The sequence below is a fragment of the Sphingomonas xanthus genome (assembly GCF_007998985.1).
Lineage (GTDB): Bacteria > Pseudomonadota > Alphaproteobacteria > Sphingomonadales > Sphingomonadaceae > Sphingomicrobium > Sphingomicrobium xanthum.
This window is the reverse complement of sequence record NZ_CP041659.1, coordinates 744851-765580: the sequence shown is the minus strand read 5'-3', so window position 1 is coordinate 765580 and position 20730 is coordinate 744851. Positions and strand designations below refer to the sequence as shown.

20 protein-coding genes are annotated in these 20730 nt (G+C 65.0%); 16 read left to right on the top strand and 4 right to left on the bottom strand.

Annotation, left to right across the window (positions count from 1 at the left end; all coding sequences use genetic code 11):
• Window positions 1–31: 31 nt before the first annotated feature.
• The 4 genes from FMM02_RS03845 to FMM02_RS03830 all read right to left on the bottom strand — a co-directional run bounded on the left by FMM02_RS03845 (window position 32) and on the right by FMM02_RS03830 (window position 3884).
• Window positions 32–706: a nitroreductase family protein gene (locus FMM02_RS03845; protein WP_147493624.1), complete on the bottom strand. Its 675-nt coding sequence runs from the start codon at window positions 704–706 to the stop codon at window positions 32–34.
• A complete protein-coding gene (locus tag FMM02_RS03840) occupies window positions 703–1110 on the bottom strand; it encodes a DUF3052 family protein (RefSeq protein WP_147493623.1) in 408 nt (135 codons plus the stop codon). Before FMM02_RS03840 ends, FMM02_RS03845 begins: the two co-directional genes overlap by 4 nt.
• Window positions 1111–3354, bottom strand: coding sequence for a phosphoribosylformylglycinamidine synthase subunit PurL (gene purL / locus FMM02_RS03835; protein ID WP_147493622.1), 2244 nt, complete (start codon window positions 3352–3354; stop codon window positions 1111–1113). It lies immediately after the preceding gene.
• 128 nt (window positions 3355–3482) lie between these two features.
• Window positions 3483–3884, bottom strand: coding sequence for a hypothetical protein (locus FMM02_RS03830; RefSeq protein WP_147493621.1), 402 nt, complete (start codon window positions 3882–3884; stop codon window positions 3483–3485).
• 81 nt (window positions 3885–3965) lie between these two features.
• Here FMM02_RS03830 and FMM02_RS11185 point away from each other — a divergent pair, with 81 nt between their 5' ends.
• From FMM02_RS11185 to FMM02_RS03750, 16 genes are all read left to right on the top strand, one after another.
• Window positions 3966–4256 carry a hypothetical protein gene (locus FMM02_RS11185; RefSeq protein WP_187107841.1) on the top strand — a complete coding sequence of 97 codons (291 nt, stop codon included), beginning with the start codon at window positions 3966–3968 and terminating at the stop codon, window positions 4254–4256.
• Window positions 4253–4981 (top strand): hypothetical protein, encoded by a 729-nt coding sequence (locus FMM02_RS03820; RefSeq protein WP_147493620.1) that lies wholly within the window; start codon window positions 4253–4255, stop codon window positions 4979–4981. Before FMM02_RS11185 ends, FMM02_RS03820 begins: the two co-directional genes overlap by 4 nt.
• Before the next feature lie 317 nt (window positions 4982–5298).
• On the top strand, window positions 5299–5742 hold the full coding sequence (locus FMM02_RS03815; RefSeq protein WP_187107840.1) for a division/cell wall cluster transcriptional repressor MraZ: 444 nt from the start codon (window positions 5299–5301) through the stop codon (window positions 5740–5742).
• Window positions 5739–6692 carry a 16S rRNA (cytosine(1402)-N(4))-methyltransferase RsmH gene (gene rsmH, locus FMM02_RS03810; protein ID WP_147493618.1) on the top strand — a complete coding sequence of 318 codons (954 nt, stop codon included), beginning with the start codon at window positions 5739–5741 and terminating at the stop codon, window positions 6690–6692. The genes FMM02_RS03815 and rsmH overlap by 4 nt, the downstream gene beginning before the upstream one ends.
• Window positions 6689–7363 carry a hypothetical protein gene (locus FMM02_RS03805; protein WP_147493617.1) on the top strand — a complete coding sequence of 225 codons (675 nt, stop codon included), beginning with the start codon at window positions 6689–6691 and terminating at the stop codon, window positions 7361–7363. The genes rsmH and FMM02_RS03805 overlap by 4 nt, the downstream gene beginning before the upstream one ends.
• Window positions 7363–9069 (top strand): peptidoglycan D,D-transpeptidase FtsI family protein, encoded by a 1707-nt coding sequence (locus FMM02_RS03800; protein ID WP_147493616.1) that lies wholly within the window; start codon window positions 7363–7365, stop codon window positions 9067–9069. Before FMM02_RS03805 ends, FMM02_RS03800 begins: the two co-directional genes overlap by 1 nt.
• A gap of 5 nt (window positions 9070–9074) precedes the next feature.
• A complete protein-coding gene (locus tag FMM02_RS03795; protein WP_147493615.1) occupies window positions 9075–10490 on the top strand; it encodes a UDP-N-acetylmuramoyl-L-alanyl-D-glutamate--2,6-diaminopimelate ligase in 1416 nt (471 codons plus the stop codon).
• Window positions 10487–11878, top strand: a complete 1392-nt coding sequence (locus FMM02_RS03790; protein ID WP_147494955.1) for a UDP-N-acetylmuramoyl-tripeptide--D-alanyl-D-alanine ligase — start codon at window positions 10487–10489, stop codon at window positions 11876–11878. Before FMM02_RS03795 ends, FMM02_RS03790 begins: the two co-directional genes overlap by 4 nt.
• On the top strand, window positions 11866–12936 hold the full coding sequence (gene mraY / locus FMM02_RS03785; protein WP_147493614.1) for a phospho-N-acetylmuramoyl-pentapeptide-transferase: 1071 nt from the start codon (window positions 11866–11868) through the stop codon (window positions 12934–12936). Before FMM02_RS03790 ends, mraY begins: the two co-directional genes overlap by 13 nt.
• Window positions 12933–14219 (top strand): UDP-N-acetylmuramoyl-L-alanine--D-glutamate ligase, encoded by a 1287-nt coding sequence (gene murD / locus FMM02_RS03780; RefSeq protein WP_147493613.1) that lies wholly within the window; start codon window positions 12933–12935, stop codon window positions 14217–14219. The genes mraY and murD overlap by 4 nt, the downstream gene beginning before the upstream one ends.
• A complete protein-coding gene (locus FMM02_RS03775) occupies window positions 14216–15442 on the top strand; it encodes an FtsW/RodA/SpoVE family cell cycle protein (RefSeq protein ID WP_147493612.1) in 1227 nt (408 codons plus the stop codon). The genes murD and FMM02_RS03775 overlap by 4 nt, the downstream gene beginning before the upstream one ends.
• Entirely contained in the window at window positions 15439–16590 is a 1152-nt protein-coding gene (gene murG / locus FMM02_RS03770; protein WP_147493611.1) for an undecaprenyldiphospho-muramoylpentapeptide beta-N-acetylglucosaminyltransferase, read from the top strand. The genes FMM02_RS03775 and murG overlap by 4 nt, the downstream gene beginning before the upstream one ends.
• Entirely contained in the window at window positions 16587–17999 is a 1413-nt protein-coding gene (gene murC, locus FMM02_RS03765; RefSeq protein WP_147493610.1) for a UDP-N-acetylmuramate--L-alanine ligase, read from the top strand. The genes murG and murC overlap by 4 nt, the downstream gene beginning before the upstream one ends.
• The gene (gene murB / locus FMM02_RS03760; protein WP_147493609.1) at window positions 17996–18889 is read left to right on the top strand and encodes a UDP-N-acetylmuramate dehydrogenase; all 894 of its coding nucleotides are present in this window, start codon (window positions 17996–17998) and stop codon (window positions 18887–18889) included. Before murC ends, murB begins: the two co-directional genes overlap by 4 nt.
• On the top strand, window positions 18859–19845 hold the full coding sequence (locus FMM02_RS03755; RefSeq protein ID WP_147493608.1) for a D-alanine--D-alanine ligase: 987 nt from the start codon (window positions 18859–18861) through the stop codon (window positions 19843–19845). Before murB ends, FMM02_RS03755 begins: the two co-directional genes overlap by 31 nt.
• Window positions 19842–20726 (top strand): cell division protein FtsQ/DivIB, encoded by an 885-nt coding sequence (locus FMM02_RS03750; protein ID WP_147493607.1) that lies wholly within the window; start codon window positions 19842–19844, stop codon window positions 20724–20726. The genes FMM02_RS03755 and FMM02_RS03750 overlap by 4 nt, the downstream gene beginning before the upstream one ends.
• The last annotated feature ends 4 nt before the right edge of the window (window positions 20727–20730 follow it).

Below are 20730 nucleotides of genomic sequence, written 5' to 3'. Positions count from 1 at the left end.
GCAGGCGCTTGGGCGCCCGGTGCAATTCCGGTCACAGCCAGCTGCTGATCTGATCGAGCGGTTTCTTGCGCGTTGCATATTCCGGGACTTCAGCATTTTCCGCCGGAAGGCCTGCAACGACGATCATCACCGGCTTTTCATCGGCGGGCCGATTGCAGATGTCCCGAAGGAAACCCATCGGCGAGGGAGTATGGGTCAGTGATGCCAGTCCCGCCTTGTGCAGCGCGGCTAGCAAAAGGCCGCAGGCGATACCAACGCTTTCGATGACATAATAATTCTGCTTGGCGTCGCCCGGCTCGATCCCGCCGCGGCGCTGGCCGAAGACGACGATCAGCCAGGGCGCAGTTTCCAAGAACCCCTTGTCGGGATCGGTGCCGAGCGGGGCCAATGCTTCAAGCCATTCCTGCCCGGCCTTGCCGGAATAGAAAGCCGCTTCCTCCTTTTCGGCTTCCTCGCGGATTCGCCGCTTGAGTTCGGCTGAGGAAACCACCGCGAAGTGCCACGGCTGGTGATTGGCGCCCGACGGCGCGGTACCGGCAGCGAGGATCGCCTGTTCGATCACTTTGCGCGGGACCGGCGTATCGGCGAACATCCGGCACGAGCGACGGGTGGCCATATCGTCGCGAAAGCTGCGCGCCCGCTCGATCCTTTGCTCGTCCGTAAGGTCGGGCAGCTGGGTATAGGGGATGGACGGGACGCTCTTCATCGCAATTCCTTGCGAATGACTAGCTTGAGTGCGGACCAGACGTCATCGATTGCGCACACCTTGGTGTCGACCAGGCCGAGCGGCAGTGCGACCTCGCGAATCACGTCCTCGGTCATGTCGGTGGGCATGTTCGCGGCCTTCTTCGGCCAGCTCACCCAAATCTGTCCATTGCTTTCGATCTGGTGGCGCAGCGCCGGTAGTTTCGCCTCCAGGTCCGCCCGCTCGGTGACGAACAGATGCGTCGCGTCGATGCCTTCGGCCGGGTTGCCAACGAACGTCAGTTCGAGCGCATATTCGGCGATCTCGTCGGCGATGCTTTCGGGCATTCCCGAAAACCACACCCGCTGCCCATCGCGCAGGTTCAGCTTCTTCGCCAGCGGCGTTTCCGAATAGCCCGCGGACATCTATGCCAGCGCCGCGTCGGCGCCCATCAGTTTCGGGAAAAAACCCTCGTGCGCGGCACGGAGGTCGCCGACCTCCACCCGGAATCCTTGTCCTTCGAGCGCCGATCCCCCAACTGTCCCGATGCTGGCAACGAACACCTCCGCGGCGCCGGCCGCGTCGATCACTCTCTGGGGATCGCTGGTGGTGACAACATAGCGGCCCTGGTCTTCGCCAAACGCCATTGCGACGGCGCCGCAACCGCCAAGGTCGGCGTCGATCCGCGCGCCAAGAGAACCGGCAAGCGCCATCTCCGCGAGCGCGACGGCCATTCCGCCGTCGGAAATGTCATGGACGGCGGTGACCGCGCCTTGCTCCACCAGCCTCCGGACAAATTCTCCGTGGCTGCGCTCGATCTCAAGATCGACGATCGGCGGCTGGCCCGCCTTGAGGCCATGAATGACGCTCAACCATAAGGATTGGCCAAGCTGGCCTCCACCATCAGGCGCGCCGATGACGAGAATGATTTCCCCCTCGCGCTTGAACCCGACCGTCGCGCTTTGGCGCCAATCGTCCAGCAGTCCGACTCCGCCGATGGCCGGCGTCGGCAGGATTGCCGAACCGCCGCCGGTCGCCTTGCTTTCATTGTAGAGTGAGACATTGCCGCTCACGATCGGGAAATCGAGTGCGCGGCAGGCGTCGCCCATGCCGCGAAGCGCCTCGACGATCTGGGCCATGATCTCGGGTCGCTGCGGGTTGCCGAAATTGAGGCAATTGGTGATCGCCAACGGCTTTGCACCGACCGCGCACAGGTTGCGGTAGGCCTCGGCCACCGCCTGCTTTCCGCCTTCATAGGGGTCGGCAAAAACGTAGCGCGGCGTGCAATCGGTGGTCATCGCCAGGGCCTTGTTGGTGCCATGGACCCGGACCACCGCGGCATCGCCTCCCGGACGCTGCACCGTGTCGGCGCCGACCTGGCTGTCATATTGCTCCCAGATCCAGCGCCGCGAGGCGAGGTTGGGAGAGGCCATCAGCTTCAAGAGGTCCGCGGCGATGTCGGTGCTTTCGGGCACCTCGTCGAGCGGCTTGACCTTAGCCCACACCTTATACTCGTCGAGGCTCATGTGCGGCCGCTCATAGCAGGGCGCATCGTCGGCCAGCGGGCCGAGCGGAATGTCGCATACCGTCTCGCCATTCCAGTCGAGGACCATATGTCCGGTGTCGGTCACTTCGCCGATCACCGCGAAATCCAGCTCCCATTTGCGGAAGATCTTCTCCGCCTCGGCCTCGCGGCCGGGCTTGAGCACCATCAGCATCCGTTCCTGCGATTCCGACAGCATCATCTCATAGGGCGTCATGCCCTCCTCGCGGCACGGCACCTTGTTCATGTCGAGCCGGATTCCGGCGCCGCCCTTGGACGCCATCTCGACAGAGGAACTGGTGAGGCCCGCAGCGCCCATGTCCTGGATCGCGACGATCGCGTCGGTCGCCATCAGTTCGAGGCAGGCCTCGATCAGCAATTTTTCGGTGAAAGGGTCGCCAACCTGAACCGTCGGGCGCTTGTCCTCGTCACCCTCGGCAAAGTCGGCAGATGCCATGGTCGCGCCATGGATGCCGTCGCGGCCCGTCTTCGACCCGACGTAGACGATCGGATTGCCGAGGCCGGTCGCCGCCGAATAGAAAATCTTGTCGGTCTGGGCGATCCCGACGGTCATCGCGTTGACCAGGATATTTCCGTCATAGGCGGGGTCGAAATTGACCTCTCCGCCGACCGTGGGGACGCCGACGCAATTGCCATAGCCGCCGATACCGCTGACCACGCCCGAAATGAGGTGGCGCATCTTGGGATGGTCGGGCCGGCCGAAGCGCAGGGCATTCAAATTGGCGATCGGCCGCGCGCCCATGGTGAACACGTCGCGCAGGATACCGCCGACCCCGGTCGCCGCGCCCTGGTATGGCTCGATATAGCTCGGGTGGTTGTGGCTCTCCATCTTGAAGATCGCCGCCTGTCCGTCACCGATGTCGATCACGCCGGCATTCTCGCCGGGGCCGCAGATCACCCACGGTGCTTCGGTGGGCAATTTCTTGAGGTGGAACCGCGAGCTTTTATAGCTGCAATGTTCCGACCACATGACGGAGAATATTCCCAGTTCGACGAGGTTCGGCTCGCGCCCGAGCGCTTGCAGGACGCGGGTATATTCTTCCGGGCTCAGCCCATGGTCGGCGACGATCTCGGGGGTGATGCGGGGGGCCTCGATAACGCTCATGCGCGGCCCATTAGCCGCGATGCGGGCAAAGGGCTAGGCCAGTCGACGCGGCGCAGGCGCAACAGCGGGGCGGCGCGCGTTCGCAAGGGTGAGCGGCGGGCGCCTCGACACCCGCCGCAGATTCAATGTCAGGCCTTGCAGCTCTGGGCGGCCTTGCCTGGCAGCGTGACGGTGATGGTCGACGCGGTGGAATCGCCCTTGAGGACGAAGCCCCCTTCGGCGGTAAGGTCACCGCTGGCCGGCTGGCCTTCGACCGCTTCTGCTGGCTTCAGGTGAGTCTGTGCCTGGTTTTCGCCATGGACATAGGCACCCATGTTCTGGGCGAGCCAGTCGATGCGGACGAGGCTATTGTCCTTGCAGCGATAGGTTCTCGACGCGGCGATTGCCGGCGGCAGTTCGACCGGCGCGGCGTTGGCTAGCTGGTCGGCCATTGGATCGGGCCGTTCGCCGGCGACGATCGTTTCGGGTTGGGTGTCGCAAGCGGCAAGGGCCGCGGTTGCGATGACGAGCAGAGATAGGTGGCGAATCATGACCGTTCCTTCGCAGGCCCTGACAAACAGGTAAAGCCAGCTTCATTGCAATGAATTGCCGTGCCGCGTAGCTTGCCAGCCATGAGCCCTGGCGACAAGGAAGAACGGATTCAGCGCATCCGGATCGGACTCACGGGGCTTGCGGTGGTATTCCTCCTGGTGCTGCTGGGCACTGCGATCAGCCGATCGAGTGAAGACGCGCTGCCGCCGGCGCCCGAAAATGAACTGGTGGCGGAGGAAGAGCCCAACGAGCCGCTGGCCGACATCGGCGCCGCGCCCGGGGCGACATCCTCCAACCAGGCGGCATCTTCCAATCAGGCGGCGCCGCTCCCGCTAGCGCCGCCTCCAGCAGCCACCTCCGAACAGCCGTGAATCCTCGCTGGATCGGGGTACTGCTGGCCTTGGCCGCTGCGCTATCCGTCGCGATCCTGGCGCTGCGTCAGCCCCCGCTCGTCAAGGCGAGGGCGGAGGGGCCCGAACTGGCGCTACTGACCAGCCTGCCGCTGATGTTCGGCGACAGCTTCGGACTTGAGGCCGGCGGTTCGGCCGTTCTCGACCGGCTCGATCGGCGTTACACCGTGACCCCGATCGCGGTAACCGACCGCGCCAGCCTGTTGGGCAAGGCCTTGCTGCTGATGGCGCACCCTCGGGCGCAACCGGCCGAGGCACTGGTCGATCTTGACCGCTGGGTCCGCGAAGGCGGGCGCCTGCTGCTGCTCGCCGATCCGCTGCTCGAATGGCCAAGCAGCCGGCCACTCGGCGACCTGCTGCGCCCGCCACCCGGATTCGCCGATACCGGGTTGCTCAATCATTGGGGCCTAGCATTGCAAGTCGCGCCTGAACGCGGGCCAGTGCGCATTCCCGTCGGGCGAAGCGGCCTGATCGCTGTGTCGCCCGGCCGGCTATCGACCAATTCGTCATCCTGTGCGCTGTCCGCCGCCGGCCTCATCGCCCGCTGCAGGATCGGCAGCGGAAGGGTAACCATCATCGCCGATGCCGATTGGATCAACGTTGACAGCGAGCGTCCACTTGCCGGCCCAACCGACGCAAACCTCGACATATTCATGACCGAGCTCGCGATGCTCGAACGGCAGTGACCCCCATTAGTCCCGGAGCTTTCCAACAGGGTTATCCACAGGCTTGTCCCGCCAATCCGGTGGCGCCGCCGACCATAGAAAAGCGTGGGATTTCCGCCACGTGGCATGAAAACCCATGTGATGGCATGAAAACCCATTGTATCCCGTGAGCGTCTGAGTTACCAACAACGACTGTAGCGCGGGGCAAACCTGTTTGAGTCGATCCAAGGTGTCGGGCGTACGCGATGGCGTACGCCCGCAAACGGGGGAGGCGTGTCGCGCCGAGGGGTAGGCGAGTGGCACTAGAGCATCTGTTCCAAGGCAGTGCTTTGAACGCGGTGGACGCGAAGGGTCGCGTCTCCGTGCCCGCCTTCCTGCGCTCGGTCATCGAGCGCCGCGGCGATGCTCGCACGATCGTTCTGGCCAAACACGACAGCTTCACGGCGCTGAGCGCCTATGACCCGGCTTACGCAGCGCTCAAGCATGCCAAGCTCGAACGGCTGCTCGAAAAGCAGGAAACCGATCCGGCGTCGGAGCTCGACCATGCCCGCCGCACGATGATGGCGTTCGGCGCCACCGAGGAAGTGCCTTACGACAGTTCGGGCCGGATCATCTTGCCACCGATGATGCGCAGGAAGGGCCAGCTTGACGACCTCGCGCTGTTCATCGGCGTCGGCGAGACCTTCCAGATCTGGAATCCGAAGACCTTCCTGGCCGATCCCAACGTGCCCGAGGACATGAAGGACATTGCCCGCTTTCGGCTTGAGGAGCGTGGCCTGTGAGCTCGGCACCCAAGACCCCGCACATTCCGGTTCTCATCAACGAGGTCGTCGCGGGTCTCGCCATCGTCCCTGGCGAGACCCATGTCGACGGCACTTTCGGAGCTGGCGGCTATACGCGCGCCATGCTCGGGGAGGGGGCGGGACGAGTGATCGGCTTTGACCGCGATCCCGATGCGATCGCGGCCGGGCAGGCACTCGTCCCCGATCCTCGACTGACTCTGGTCAACGAGCGGTTTTCGCAAATGGACCGGGCGCTTGCCGAACGCGGACTAGCGCCGGTCGACGGTATCGCGCTCGATATCGGCGTCTCTTCCATGCAGCTCGACCAGGCCGATCGCGGTTTTTCTTTCAGCCAGGACGGTCCGCTCGACATGCGGATGAGCAAATCCGGCGAATCCGCAGCCGACTTCCTCAACCAGGCCGAAGAGGGCGAAATTGCCCGCGTCCTCAAGGAATATGGTGAGGAGCCGCGCGCCCGCGCGGTCGCCCGCGCCATCGTCGCGGCAAGGCCGTTGACCCGAACGGCCGAGCTCGCGGCGGTGGTGCGGAAGGCGCTCGGATTTCGCCAGGGCCAGAAAAGCGACCCTGCGACGCGCACCTTCCAGGCGATTCGCATCCATCTCAATGCCGAACTCGACGAGCTGGAGCAGGGGCTTCGCGCCGCGGAGCGCAGCCTGCGTCCTGGCGGGAGGCTGGCGGTGGTGACCTTTCACAGCCTTGAGGACCGGATCGTGAAGCGGTTCCTCAAGACCCGCAGCGGCGCCTTGCCAGCCGGGTCGCGGCATCGGCCGATGGTCGCCCCGGGCCCAGCGCCGACCTTTGAACATGTTGCCAAACCGGTCTCGCCTTCGGAGGCCGAGTTGGCCCGAAACCCGCGCGCGCGCTCGGCGCGACTTCGCACCGCAGTACGCACCGATGCGCCCGCGTGGGACCAGGAGAAGGCAGCATGAGCGCGCGGGGTTTCGGATCGGTAATTTGGGCTGGCACCCTCGCGGGTGCCGCGCTCGGGTTCTATCTCGTCTCGCTCAGCGTCGCCTCGGAGCGGGCCGAGCTTGAGGATGTTGAAACCAGGATCGCGCTCGCCCAGCGCGATATCCGCCTGCTGCAAACCGAAATCGGCACGCGCGGCAGGCTTGCCCAGCTTGAACGCTGGAACGTCAAGTTCATCCGCCTATCGGCGCCCAGCGCGGACCAGTTCGTCGACGGGGGCTTTCAGCTTGCGACGCTAGTCACTCCGGAACGCAAGCCGACGATCGATGCGCCAGTGGTGCTGGCCTCGGCGCCTATAGCAGAGCAGCCTGCTGAGCCGCGCCTGACCGGGGACGATGGCCCTGCCGCGACCCGCCAGCCGGCCTCGCGCCCGGTTGCCGACATGGTTCATCTTGCCAGCTATAGATCGGCCTCCAAGCCGGTCGGCAGGTCCGTGGAGCCCGGTGCCAGGGCCACTGTCCAAGGCAAGGAGTCGCTATCCGGCAGGCCTGCGACGAAGCCCGCGAAAAGCGCGATGGCTGACCCGCTCGCACCCTTGCCAGTTGCCAAGCCGAAGGCCAAAGGCTCCGCGGCGGTAACGGCAAACCCAACGGCGCCGACCCGCAATTCCAAGGACAGCGATACCGACTGATGAACGCCCCGACGCCCGCTCTCGTCGCACGGCCCGAGCGGCTCCGTCTGGTCGGACAGCGGCGGCAGATTCTGGCGCTGATGCACCAGCGGCTGATGCTCGGCATGCTCGTCTACGCCGGCGTGATCGTGATTATCGCCTTGCGCCTGATGTACCTGGCGGCCTTTGGCGACCATGCCGGACGCAAGACCAGGCTCGTCGACCTGACCCCTGAGCGCGGTGATATTGTCGATCGCGACGGGCAGACGCTGGCCCGAACGATCGATGCATGGACCGTCGGGCTCCAGCCGGCCAAGGTCATCGGCAACAAGCTCGACCTTGCCCGCAAGCTGGCGGAGCTCATGCCCGAGAAGGACGAGGCGGCCTATCTCGAGATGCTCCGCTCTGGCCGCAACTTCTTCTACCTGCGGCGGCGCGCCTCACCCAATCTGGTGGCGGCGATCAACGCATTGGGCGAGCCGGGGCTTGCGCTGGAGCGCGAGCCGGACCGGCTTTACCCGCAACTCAGCCTTGCCGCCCATGTCGTCGGCTTCACCGACATCGACGGCAAGGGCAACGCCGGGATCGAACGCGCCTTCGACGAACAGCTGCGCGATCCGGCACGGCGGGACAAACCGATCGTCCTGAGCATTTCCAGCCGGGTGCAGCAGGCGCTTGAGCATGAACTGCTTGAGGCGAAAACCCGCTTCTCGGCTATCGGCGCAGCGGGAATCATTCTCGACATCCATACCGGTGAAGTGCTGGCGATGACGTCGCTTCCGCAGCTCAATCCCAATGCCGCTGGCCGCGGGACGCCTGAACAACGATTCAATCGGGCGACGCTTGGCGTTTACGAACTTGGCTCGACCTTCAAGCCGTTCACCGTGGCGATGGCGATGGACGCAGGCATCATCAAGTCGATGGGCCAAATATATCCCTGCCCCGAATCGCTTCGTGTCGGCAACCGTTCGATAAGCGACACGCATCCCTTCCGCCGTCCCTGTTCGGTCGCCGAGATCATGAAGGAAAGCAGCAATATAGGCACCGCGCAGATCGCCGACCAGCTGGGCAGCGAGCGGCAGCGCGACTTCCTCGACAAGATGGGCTTCCTCGACCGGGTACAGATTGAGACGCTTGAGCGGGGCAGGACTCTTTCGCCGGGTTCCAACTGGAACCAGGTGGCCCGGATGACCGTCGGCTATGGCCATGGCATCGCGGTAACCCCGCTTCACCTCGCCATCGGTTATGCAACGCTGTTCAATGGCGGCATCTACCGCCCCGCCACCCTGCTCAAGGTCAACAAGGACCGTCCGTCGGCCAGGGGTCACCGCGTTTTTTCGGAGGACACGAGCTACAAGATGCGCTCGCTGCTGCGGCTGGTCGTGACGCATGGCACCGGCAAGAAGGCCAACGCCATCGGCTATCGCGTCGGCGGAAAAACCGGAACGGCCAACAAACCGGTCGCCGGCGGCTATTCCAACACGCGGGTGGTCACCAGTTTCGCGGGCGTGTTCCCGATGGACGAACCGCGCTATGCCATGGTCGTCATGCTCGACGAACCGCAACCCACTGCCGAAACCTTCGGTTTTCGCACGGCGGGCTGGAACGCCGCGCCGGTGATGGGCAAGACCGTCAGCCGGATTGCACCGATGCTGGGCGTTCGCCCCGACAAGCAGCGCGAACCCAATATGTCGGAGGTCTTGCCCTTCGTCCGCCTGAAAGACTGACCGGCATGAAGTTGGGCGACCTCGCCGACCTTGAAAGCGAATCCCAGGTCACCGGATTTGCGCTCGACCATCGCAAGGTCGCACCGGGCAATATTTTCGGCGCCTTCCCCGGCACCCGGTTCAACGGGGAGGACTTCATCGCCGAGGCGGTCAGTCGAGGCGCGGTTGCCGTCGTTGCCGCGCCGGGCGCGGTGGTCGAGGGTGTTCCCCACCTGTCCGCCGACGAGCCACGGCTCCTGTTCGCTGACCTCGCGGCGCGATTCTACGCCCCGTTCCCGGCGACGATCGCGGCAGTCACCGGCACCAACGGCAAGACTTCGACGGTCGAGCTGACCCGGCAGCTTTGGCGAATGGCCGGACACCGTTCTGCCTCAATCGGGACGCTCGGCGTGACCACTGCCGACGACCAGGTGTCGACCGGCCTCACAACGCCGGACATCGTGACTTTCCTCAACAATATGGCCGGTCTCAAGCGCATGGGGATCAGCCATGTCGCCTATGAAGCGTCGAGCCATGGCCTCGATCAGTATCGCGCCGAAGGCATGCCGGTGAGCGCCGCAGCGTTCACCAATTTCTCCCGCGACCATCTCGATTATCACGCCGACATGGATTCCTATTTCGCGGCCAAGATGCGGCTGTTCGACGAGGTCGTCGCTGCCGATGGCGCGGCGGTGGTCTGGACCGGCGACCCGCGCTCGCAGGAGGTGATCGCCCATGCGAAGCGGCGCGGGCTTCGGCTGCTGACCGTGGGGCCGGGCGGCGACATGATCGCGCTGGTGTCGCGCCAGTCCACGCCTCTTGGGCAGCAGCTGCTGCTGCGCCACGAGGGCAGGGAAGATCGGCTTAGCCTGCCGTTGATCGGCGCCTATCAGATGAACAATGTGCTGACCGCGGCGGGCCTGGTTCTTGCAACCGGAGGGTGCTGGACAGAGACCCTAGCCGGGATGGGCCGGCTATCGCCGGTACGCGGCCGGCTTGAGCGGGCGGTGATCAGCCGTTCGGGCGCCCCCGTCTATGTCGATTATGCCCATACGCCCGATGCAGTCGAGGCGGCGATCGGGGCGCTGCGTCCTCATGTCGAGGGGAGGCTGATCACGGTCATCGGCGCGGGCGGCGACCGGGACCATGGCAAGCGGCCCCAAATGGGGACGGTGGCGGCGCGGCTGAGCGATATGGTAATCGTAACCGACGACAATCCGCGCAGCGAGGATCCGGCGACGATCCGCGCGGCGCTGCTCGCCGGTGCGCCCGGCGCGATTGAGATAGGCGATCGGCGCGAGGCGATCGCGGAGGCGATCGGCATGGCCAAGGCCGGCGACATCGTGCTCGTCGCCGGCAAGGGGCATGAACAGGGTCAGATCATTGGAGATAAAGTGCTTCCGTTCGACGATGTAGCCATAGCGCGGGAATGCGCCGCGTGATCGCCCTGTGGACGAGCCAGGAAATTGTCACCGCGACCGGCGGAACGCTCCAGGGCGCCCCGTTCGAGGTTAGCGGGGTGACCTTCGACAGCCGGGAGGTGGAATCGGGCTGGCTGTTCGTGGCGATGCCGGGGACGGTTGCCGACGGCCACGCGTTCGCCTCCAGGGCCTTTGCTGCCGGCGCGACCGCCGCGTTAGTGTCCAGACCGGTTGATGGACCCCATATCCTGGTTGGGGACGTCGCCGAGGCGCTGGGCGCGCTGGCGGTCGCGGCGCGCAACCGGATGAGCGGAACGGTGATCGGAGTGACTGGGTCCGTCGGCAAGACTTCAACCAAGGAAGCGCTGTTCGCGGCGCTCGACCGCTATGCAAGGGGGCGGGTGCACCGTTCTGTCAAAAGCTACAACAACCATACCGGTGTCCCGCTCAGCTTGGCCCGGATGGCGCGCGATTGCGATTATGCGGTGCTTGAGATGGGGATGAACCACGCGGGCGAGATTGCCGCGCTGACGCGCCTCGTTCGTCCGCATGTCGCGCTGATCACCACCATCGCTTCGGCGCATATCGAACACCTGGGCTCGATGGAGGCGATCGCCGACGCGAAGGCGGAGATTTTCGAGGGACTCGAGCCGGACGGCGTCGCCATCATTCCCGAGGATACGCCCTACCGCGACCGGCTGGTCAAGGCCGCTCGAAAGCATGCCGACCGCATCGTCACTTTCGGCGGCGGCGAGGCCGATGTCACCGCGGTGCACGCGGTCCGCGCCGATAATGGCGGCAGCCTGGTCACGGCCCGTCTGGTCGAATGCGAAATGACCTATACCATCGCCCAGCGCGGCGAACATTGGGTATCCAATTCGCTGGCCGTCCTTGCGGCCGTAGAAGCGGCGGGTGCGGACCTCGCCATCGCCGGGCTGGCGCTTGCCGACATGGACGGGCTCAAGGGTCGCGGCGAACGGCGGCGGGTGCCGATCGAAGGCGGCAGCTTCCTGCTGGTCGACGAAAGCTACAATGCCAACCCGGCATCGATGGCCGCGACGCTGAAGGCGCTCGGCGACGAAAGCGGTATTTCGCGTCGGATCGCCGTGCTTGGCCCGATGCGAGAGCTGGGCGAGCATAGTGACGCCGCCCATGCAGGATTGGCCGAGGCCGTGCGCGCGGCGAAGATTGACCGACTGATCCTGCTTGGACCGGAAATGGACCTGCTCGAGGCGGCCCTGGGCGGCGACGTCACGGTCGACCGCGCTGCGGATGTCGATGAGGCCACCCGCCTGCTGGCCGCGATCGCCCGGCCCGGCGATGCGGTGCTCATCAAGGCGTCGAACTCGATCGGACTTGCGAAGCTGGTCGAGCGAATGGCAGGGGGCCTCGCAACATGCTTTACCTGATTGCAGAGCAGCTTGGCTTTCCGGGCATCCTCAACCTCATCCGCTATATCAGCTTCAGGGCCGGCGGAGCGACCGCGACGGCGCTGCTGATCGGCCTGCTGATCGGCCCGGCGTTCATCCGCTGGCTCCGGATGAAGCAAGGCAAGGGGCAGCCGATCCGCGCCGACGGACCGCAAAGCCACCTCGCCAAGCGCGGTACGCCGACCATGGGCGGGCTGATGATCCTGGTTTCCGTCGGGGTTTCGGTCCTGTTGTGGATGGACCTCACCAACCCCTATGTCTGGGCCTGCCTGCTGGTCACCGCCGGGTTCGGCCTGATCGGTTTTCTCGACGATTACGACAAGGTGAAGAAGGCGCATCATGCGGGCCTCAAGGGCCGCACCCGGCTTTTGTTGGAGTTCCTGATCGCGGGCGTTGCCACCTGGCTGATGGTCCGCGTGTCGGGGACAGAGCTCTACTTGCCCTTCGTGCAAGGGCCCGTTGTCGACATGGGCTGGCTGTATATCGCCTTCGGCGCGTTCGTGATCGTCGCCTTCGGCAATGCGGTGAATCTGACCGACGGGCTTGACGGGCTGGCGACCATGCCGGTGATCATCGCCGCGGTCGCCTTCACCCTGATTGCCTATCTGGTCGGTAACGCCGTCTATTCCAGCTATCTCGGCATTCCCAACGTCAAGGGCGCGGGCGACCTTACCGTCCTGTTGCTGGCGATCGTCGGCGCAGGGCTCGCCTTCCTTTGGTTCAACGCGCCTCCAGCAGCGGTCTTCATGGGCGACACCGGCAGCCTTGCGCTTGGCGGAGCGCTAGGCGCGGTGGCAGTGGCAACCCATCATGAATTCGTACTGGTGGTGATAGGCGGCCTGTTCGTACTCGAAGCGGTCAGCGTCGTGGTCCAGGTCTTCTGGTTCAAGCGCTATGGCCGGCGCATCTTCAAGATGGCGCCGATCCACCACCATTTCGAACATCTCGGCTGGAGCGAGCCAACGGTGGTGATCCGCTTTTGGATCATCAGCTTCATCCTCGCGCTGGCGGGGCTTTCGACGCTCAAGCTGAGGTGATCACCGCCAGGGCCTTCGCCGGAAAACATTATGCCGTCCTCGGCCTCGCGCGAAGCGGGCAGGCGACGGTCGGGGCGCTGCTCGCCAGCGGGGCAAGGGTGACGGCATGGGACGCCCGCGAGGATGCGCGCAAGGCCACACCGGGCGCGGTCGAGCTGGAAGATTTCGACAAATCCGACCTCGCGCAGTTCGACTCGATCGTCGTCACTCCTGGCCTGCCGCTTAATCGCCACCCGATCACGCAGCGCGCCGGGGAAGCCGGGGTCGAGATCATCGGCGATATCGAGCTGTTCGCCCGGGCGCGGGCAGAGCTGCCGCCGCACAAGGTGGTTGGGATCACCGGCACCAACGGCAAGTCGACCACCACCGCGCTCGTCCATCATATACTGAAGACCGCCGGCGTGCCGAGCCTGATGGGCGGAAATATCGGCCTGCCGATCCTCGCCCAAGACCCGCTGCCCGAAGGCGGGGTCTATGTGCTCGAGCTGTCGAGCTACCAGCTCGACCTGACCCGGAGCCTCGACTGCGATGTCGCAGTGCTGCTCAACATCACCCCCGATCATCTCGACCGGTATGACAGCTTCGAGGCCTATGCGGAGAGCAAGGTCAGGCTGTTTGAAATGCAGTCGGGAGGACGCGCCAGTTGGATGTCAGCGGACACCGCTAAAACGAAGCAAATATTCAATCGGCTGCTGGAGACCCCCGACAGATTGCTCGGTGCGATCGATCCACTCACCGTGATCGACCCAAATTACTGGCCTGCGCTTCGCGGACCGCACAACGCGCAGAATGCGGCGTCGGCCATCGCGGTATGTTCGTATCTGGGTGTGGACGAGGACCTAATCGAGGAAGGCCTTTCCACTTTTCCGGGCCTTGCGCACCGCATGGAACGCATTCGCGAGAAGGACGGCGTTCTTTTCGTCAATGACAGCAAGGCGACCAATCCGACCGCGACTGCGCCGGCGCTGGCGGCGTTTCACAAGATCCGCTGGATCCTCGGCGGGCAGGCAAAGACCGACAGCCTCGACGAATGCGCGCCGCATTTCGGGCAGGTGTGCAAAGCCTATACCATTGGCGAAGCGGGAGAAATGTTCGCCTCCCTCTTGTCCCCGCACATGGACGTGGCAGAGTGCGTGACGCTGGATGAGGCGGTTCGCGCCGCCGCGTCGGAGGCCAGAGCGGGGGAGACGGTGCTGCTGTCGCCGGCCTGCGCCTCCTTCGACCAGTTTCGGGATTTCGAGGCGCGCGGGGATGCGTTCCGCTCCTTGGTGGGGGAATTATGAACACGCAGGGCATCACCGGCAGGATCAAGGCGACCACCGCCTGGGCCGATCCCAACCGCTATGGCCGTTCAGATCGCTCGACCGTCGGTCGCTGGTTTTGGGAAATCGATCGCGTGTTGCTGTTCATGCTGGCGCTGCTGATCGGTTTCGGCCTGATCGCGGTGGCGGCGGCCAGCCCGGCCGCGGCGCAACGCTATTCGGGCGGTTCCGTCCGCTTCGCGGAGCTTCATTATTTCTACCGGCAGATCGCCTGGATCGGCATCTCCCTGCCTTTCATGATCCTCATTTCGATGCAGCCGCGTGACCGGCTGCGGCGCCTGTCGCTGGTCGGCGCGCTGGCCTGCATCGCCGCGCTGGCGCTGGTGCCGATCGTCGGCGCTGAGGTGAACGGCGCGCGGCGCTGGCTCAATCTCGGCATCGGCCAGTTCCAGCCGTCCGAATTCCTCAAGCCCTTCTTCGTAATCTCCATGGCCTGGATGCTGAGCCTCAAGGAAAGGGACAAGTCGCTGCCGATCTTTGCCCTGTCGGGCGTAATCGTCGCGCTGATCGCGGTGCTTGTGATGCGTCAGCCGGATTTTGGATCGACGATCATTTTCGCCACGGTCTGGATCGCCATGCTAGCCATCGCCGGGCTCAACATGCGTGTCCTGCTAGGGCTTGGCGTCGCCGGGTTGGTCGGGGTCGTGCTGGCCTATTTCTTCTACGACGTGGCGACCGCTCGGATCGACGGTTTCCTGTTCGGCGAAGGCGACAATTTCCAGACCGAAAATGCGATGCGAACGCTGACCGCGGGCGGATTGTTCGGAATGGGTCCGGGGGCAGGAACGCGCAAGTTCGGCCTTCCCGAACCGCACACCGATTACATATTTTCGGTGATCGGCGAGGAGTTCGGGCTGATCGCCTGCCTCGCGGTCGCCTTTCTCTACCTTGCTATCGTCGCCCGGGTGCTGATCAAGCTGCTCGACGAGGAATCGAGTTTTGCCATCCTTGCCGCCGCAGGACTGGTCATTCAGTTCGGGCTGCAGGCGCTGATCAACATGGCGGTCAACGTCCAGATCGCCCCATCGAAGGGGATGACGCTACCGTTCATCAGCTATGGCGGTTCGTCGATGCTCGCGCTGTCCATCGCCATGGGATTGCTGCTCGCCTTCACCCGGCGAAACCCTTATCTGACCCGCTCGCCCTACGTTGTGAAATGGGGCGGGGAGAATATCGCCCGATGAATGTGACACTGGCGGCCGGCGGGACCGGCGGACATATGGTTCCGGCGCATGCGCTTGCTGCCGAACTCAAGCGCCGCGGCCATGGCGTGATGCTGATCACCGACGAACGGGGGGCGCGCATCCCTGGCCTGTTCGAGGAAGTGCCGACGCATATCCTTCCCGCCGGCCGGCTCGGCGGCGGGCTGGTCGGCCTGGGGAAGGCGGTCCGCGCGGTCGTTGCCGGCCGGCGCCAGGCGCGCGGCCTGTACCGCGACTTCACCCCCGACGCGGTGGTCGGCTTTGGCGGCTACCCGGCCTTTCCCGCGCTGCTGGCCGCCAGTTCGATGAACATCCCGACCATCCTTCATGAACAAAACGCCGTGCTTGGCCGGGTCAACCGCTGGGTCGCGGGCAATGCCGCGGCGATCGCCACCGCTTATGCCGAGGTCGAGCGACTGAAGCCGCGCTACCTCGCCAAGGTCGCGCTGGTAGGAAATCCGGTGCGCGAGTCGGTCGCCAGGCTTGGCACGCTTCCCTTTCCCGAGTTCGACGACACCGCACCGCTGAAAATCCTCGTCACCGGGGGAAGCCAGGGGGCGACGATCTTGGGGCAGATAGTTCCAGACGCGCTGGGCCAGCTGCCGCCGCGGCTGCGCCATCGACTGCAGGTAGTCCAGCAGTGCCGCCCCGATGATATCGAGCAGGTCCGCGTCCGCTACGGCGCGCTCAACATCCCCGCCGAACTGCTGACCTATATCGAGGACATGCCCGAGCGGCTGGGCGAGGCGCATCTCGTCATCGCCCGCGCCGGCGCCTCGACCATCGCCGAGTTGACCGCCGCGGGTCGGCCGGCGATCCTCGTCCCCCTGCCGATCGCGACCGACGATCACCAGACTGCCAACGCGCGCGAAATGGCCAAGGCGGGCGGCGCGCGCATGATCCCCCAGCCCGAATTCACCCCCGAGGTGCTGAGCGCGCAGATCGGGGTCATCGCCGGGGATTCCCTGGCGTTGTCCAACGCCGCCGAACGCGCCCTTTCGGTTGGCCGGCCGCACGCAACCCGCGACCTTGCCGACCTAGTCGAACGGGTCGCCGGCAGCACCGCGCCGCTGCTGGTCGGCCGGGTCGAGGCGCGCACCCCGCCCATGGCCATGGGAGCGCCAGCATGAAGGCGATGGGCACCGAGATTGGGACGATCCACTTTGTCGGCATCGGCGGCATCGGCATGTCGGGCATCGCCGAGGTGATGCACCACCTCGGCTATAAGGTGCAGGGCAGCGATCGCTCCGAAAGCTATGTCACTGAAGGCCTTCGGGCGCGTGGCATACCAGTGATGATCGGCCAGAGCGCCGATAATCTCGGCGATGCCGCGGTCGTCGTTTGCTCGACCGCGATCCGCGACGATAATCCGGAAGTCCAGGCCGCCGCCGAGCGGCGCCTGCCGCGCGTCCGCCGGGCGGAAATGCTGGCCGAACTGATGCGGATGCAATCGACCATCGCGGTTGCCGGGACACACGGCAAGACGACCACGACGTCGATGATCGCGGCGATGCTCGACAGCGGCGGCATCGACCCGACGGTCATCAACGGCGGGGTCATCAACGCCTATGGATCCAATGCTCGGCTTGGCAAGTCGGACTGGATGGTGGTCGAGGCCGATGAGAGCGACGGGAGTTTCCTGAGGCTTGACGGGACCATCGCGGTGGTCACCAATATCGATCCTGAACATCTCGAACATTATGGCAATTTCGATGCCATCAAGGACGCGTTCGTCGAATTCGTCGAGAATGTCCCATTTTACGGCCTTGCCGTGATGTGCGTCGACCATCCCGAAGTGCAGGGCGTGCTGTCGCGCATTCGCGACCGGCGAATCCTTACCTACGGCACCTCGACACTGGCGGACCTTCGTGCCGAGAATATCCAGCCCGAGAATGGCGGCAGCCGGTTCAACGTGTCGATCCGCCAGCCCGACGGCGAGCGGCGGGTGATCGAGGACATCTTCGTGCCGATGCCCGGGCGGCATAACGTACTGAACGCGCTTGCGGCGGTCGCCGTTGGCATCGAGTTCAAGCTGGACGACGATCAGCTAAGGAGTGGGTTCGCCAACTTCACGGGGGTGAAGCGCCGCTTCACCCGGGTCGGTGAGGTCGACGGGACGTTGATCATCGACGATTACGCCCATCACCCGGTTGAGATCCGCGCCGTGTTGTCGGCCGCGCGCGAAGCAGCGGACGAGCGGGTGATCGCGGTGGTCCAACCGCATCGCTTCACCCGTCTTCGCGACCTGATGGATGACTTCCAGAACGCCTTCAACGATGCCGACGCGATCTTTGTCGCGCCTGTCTATACCGCCGGTGAAGAGCCGATTGATGGGGTCGATTCCGAAGCGCTCGCCGACGGGCTGCGCGCGCGCGGGCATCGCATGGTGAAGACCGTCGACAGCATGACCGATCTCGCCCGCTCGCTCCGCGACCTCGCCGCCGAGGGCGATATTGTGATCTGCATGGGTGCTGGCGACATCACCAAATGGGCCGCCGGTCTTGGCCCCTCGATCGCCGCGGCTCGGGCCGCCAAATGAGTTTTGCGGCACTTCCTTCCGTACGCGGGCGGATCAAGGCGGACGCGCCGCTGGCACCGCTCGTCTGGTTCAAGTCCGGCGGCAATGCCGAGTGTCTGTTCGAGCCGGCCGACCGCGACGACCTTATCGCCTTTCTCAAGGCGCTCGATCCCGAAATGCCGGTAATGGCGCTCGGCTTGGGCTCCAACATGATCGTCCGCGACGGCGGCGTGCCGGGCGTCGTCGTGCGGCTGGGCAAGGCCTTCGCGAAGATCGAGCGGATTGACGAGGTCACGCTGCGCTGCGGCGGCGGGGCGAGCGGTATCCTTGTTTCTTCGACCGCGCGCGATGCTGGGATCGCGGGACTGGAATTCCTCCGCGGTATCCCCGGCACCGTCGGCGGGTTCGTTCGCATGAACGGCGGAGCCTATGGCCGCGAGGTTCAGGACATCATCGTCAGCTGCACCGTGGTGCTGCACGACGGAACGGTCGAGGAATGGCCCGCGGAGAGGCTTGGCTATACCTATCGCCATAGCAATCTTCCCGAAGGCGCGATCGTGGTCGAGGCGGTGTTTCGCGGCATTCCCGGCGATCCCGTCATCATCGGTACCGAGATGGACCGCATTGCCAGGGCGCGTGAGGAATCGCAGCCGCTACGCAGCCGGACGGGCGGCTCGACCTTCAAGAACCCGCCGGGACACAAGGCCTGGGCATTGGTCGATGCGGCAGGGTGCCGCGGGCTTCGGATCGGTGATGCGCAAGTCTCGGAGAAGCATTGCAATTTCCTGCTCAACCTCGGTAACGCTAGCTCGTCCGAGATTGAGGAGCTGGGCGAGGAAGTCCGGCGCCGGGTGCAGGACAGGACCAACATCACCCTTGAATGGGAAATCCAGCGGATCGGAGAAGCGTAAGCGTGGCTGAACAGCTCGACCGGAACCTTAATATCGTCGTGCTGATGGGCGGTTGGTCGTCCGAGCGGCCGGTATCGCTGATGAGCGGCGAAGGCATTGTCGAAGCGCTCAAGGAGCGCGGCTTCACCAATGTCACCGGGGTCGACATGGACCGCAACGTCGCGCAGATCCTGGCCGGCATCCGTCCCGACGTGGTGTTCAACGCGCTTCACGGGACGCCCGGCGAGGACGGCACGGTGCAGGGCATGCTGGACCTGATGCAGATCCCTTATACCCATTCGGGCGTCACCACCTCGGCGGTGGCCATCGACAAGGAACTGACCAAGGCAGTTCTGGTCCCGCACGGAATCCGCATGCCCAAGGGCAAGGTCGTCGACAGCAAGTCGCTTTACGAAGGCGACCCGATGGCGAGGCCCTATGTGCTGAAGCCGGTCAATGAGGGTTCGTCGGTGGGCGTCGCGATCGTCACCGACGAGGGCAATTACGGCCATCCGATCAGTGCCCGGGCGGAAGGCCCCTGGCTACACTTCGACCGGCTGCTCGCCGAACCGTTCATTCGCGGACGCGAATTGACCGTCGCGGTCCTTGGCGATCAAGCGCTCTGCGTGACGGAGCTGAAGCCGGTTCAGGGCTTTTACGACTTCGACGCCAAATATACCGATGGCCTGACCGAGCATGTCTGTCCGGCCGACGTTCCTCCCCACATCGCCCAGGAGATGATGGACATGGCGCTCGCCGCCCATCGGCTGCTCGGGTGCAGGGGCGCGTCGCGCAGCGATTTTCGCTGGGACGACGCGCAGGGAGAGGCCGGCGTCTACCTGCTGGAGGTCAACACCCAGCCGGGCATGACCCCGCTTAGCCTGGTACCCGAACAAGCCAAGCAGAAGGGCATCAGCTACGGCGAACTGGTCGAGCAGATCATCGCCGAGAGCCTGGCCGGGGCGAGCGCGGGGTGAGCGCGGCGCATGTCCGGCGGGGGTCATCGGGCCGGGCGCGGCCGAAAAAGCCTGGCCCCAGGGTCTCCGTTCCGAGGAAACTCGCCGCCCGGCTCCCGGTCGAGGAAGCGCAAGCCAATCGGCTCGCGGGCTGGGCGTTCGGGCTTTTCGCACTGCTGACCATTGCCGCGGCGTTGATAGCGCTCGATGTTCCGGCCAAGGTCGGTCAAGCGGCTGGCGAGGCAGTCGGCGATGCCGGGTTTCGCGTGCGCAGCGTTGACGTGCAGGGCATCAAGCGCATGGACCCTCGGCCGGTTTATGACATTGCCCTCGACCAGCGGACGATGGCCATGCCGCTGGTGGACGTCGCCGACATCCGCCGCCGCCTGCTCGATTATGGCTGGGTCAAGGACGCGCGCGTATCGCGGCGTTTCCCCGATACACTGGTGATCGACATCGTCGAACGCACGCCCGCAGCCCTGTGGCAGGACGAGCAGCAACTTTCGCTGATCGATTCCGAAGGCGTGGTGCTCGACCGGGTCCCGGTCAGCCAGATGCCCGACCTGCCGCTGCTGGTCGGCAGGGGCGCCAACGGGCAGGCGGTGGTGCTCGACCGGCTGCTGTCGCGCGTTCCAACGCTTAAGGCCCAACTGGTGTCGGCAAGCTGGATCGGACAACGGCGCTGGGACCTCAGCTTCCAGTCGGGGGAGGTGCTGATGCTGCCCGAAGGCGAACAGAATGCGGCGACGGCGTTGACGCGCTTTGCGAAGATGGACAAGTCGGCCGGGCTGCTTGGCCGCGGGATCTTGCGTTTTGACCTTCGGATTCCCGGCAAGATGACCGTTCGCCTCCCGCACCTGCCTGGCGAACGTCAGCCGTCCCCTCCCGTGTCCGAAAGCTGACCGT

What these genes read in the sequence shown, in the direction of transcription:
- FMM02_RS03775 (WP_147493612.1), top strand. Translation starts at nt 14,216, where the DNA reads ATGAACACGCAGGGCATCACCGGCAGGATCAAGGCGACCACCGCCTGG.
- FMM02_RS03755 (WP_147493608.1), top strand. Translation starts at nt 18,859, where the DNA reads ATGGGAAATCCAGCGGATCGGAGAAGCGTAAGCGTGGCTGAACAGCTC.
- purL (WP_147493622.1), bottom strand. Translation starts at nt 3,354, where the DNA reads ATGAGCGTTATCGAGGCCCCCCGCATCACCCCCGAGATCGTCGCCGAC.
- FMM02_RS03805 (WP_147493617.1), top strand. Translation starts at nt 6,689, where the DNA reads ATGAGCGCGCGGGGTTTCGGATCGGTAATTTGGGCTGGCACCCTCGCG.
- FMM02_RS03795 (WP_147493615.1), top strand. Translation starts at nt 9,075, where the DNA reads ATGAAGTTGGGCGACCTCGCCGACCTTGAAAGCGAATCCCAGGTCACC.
- FMM02_RS03830 (WP_147493621.1), bottom strand. Translation starts at nt 3,884, where the DNA reads ATGATTCGCCACCTATCTCTGCTCGTCATCGCAACCGCGGCCCTTGCC.
- murG (WP_147493611.1), top strand. Translation starts at nt 15,439, where the DNA reads ATGAATGTGACACTGGCGGCCGGCGGGACCGGCGGACATATGGTTCCG.
- FMM02_RS03800 (WP_147493616.1), top strand. Translation starts at nt 7,363, where the DNA reads ATGAACGCCCCGACGCCCGCTCTCGTCGCACGGCCCGAGCGGCTCCGT.
- murC (WP_147493610.1), top strand. Translation starts at nt 16,587, where the DNA reads ATGAAGGCGATGGGCACCGAGATTGGGACGATCCACTTTGTCGGCATC.
- FMM02_RS11185 (WP_187107841.1), top strand. Translation starts at nt 3,966, where the DNA reads ATGAGCCCTGGCGACAAGGAAGAACGGATTCAGCGCATCCGGATCGGA.
- FMM02_RS03840 (WP_147493623.1), bottom strand. Translation starts at nt 1,110, where the DNA reads ATGTCCGCGGGCTATTCGGAAACGCCGCTGGCGAAGAAGCTGAACCTG.
- FMM02_RS03845 (WP_147493624.1), bottom strand. Translation starts at nt 706, where the DNA reads ATGAAGAGCGTCCCGTCCATCCCCTATACCCAGCTGCCCGACCTTACG.
- murB (WP_147493609.1), top strand. Translation starts at nt 17,996, where the DNA reads ATGAGTTTTGCGGCACTTCCTTCCGTACGCGGGCGGATCAAGGCGGAC.
- mraY (WP_147493614.1), top strand. Translation starts at nt 11,866, where the DNA reads ATGCTTTACCTGATTGCAGAGCAGCTTGGCTTTCCGGGCATCCTCAAC.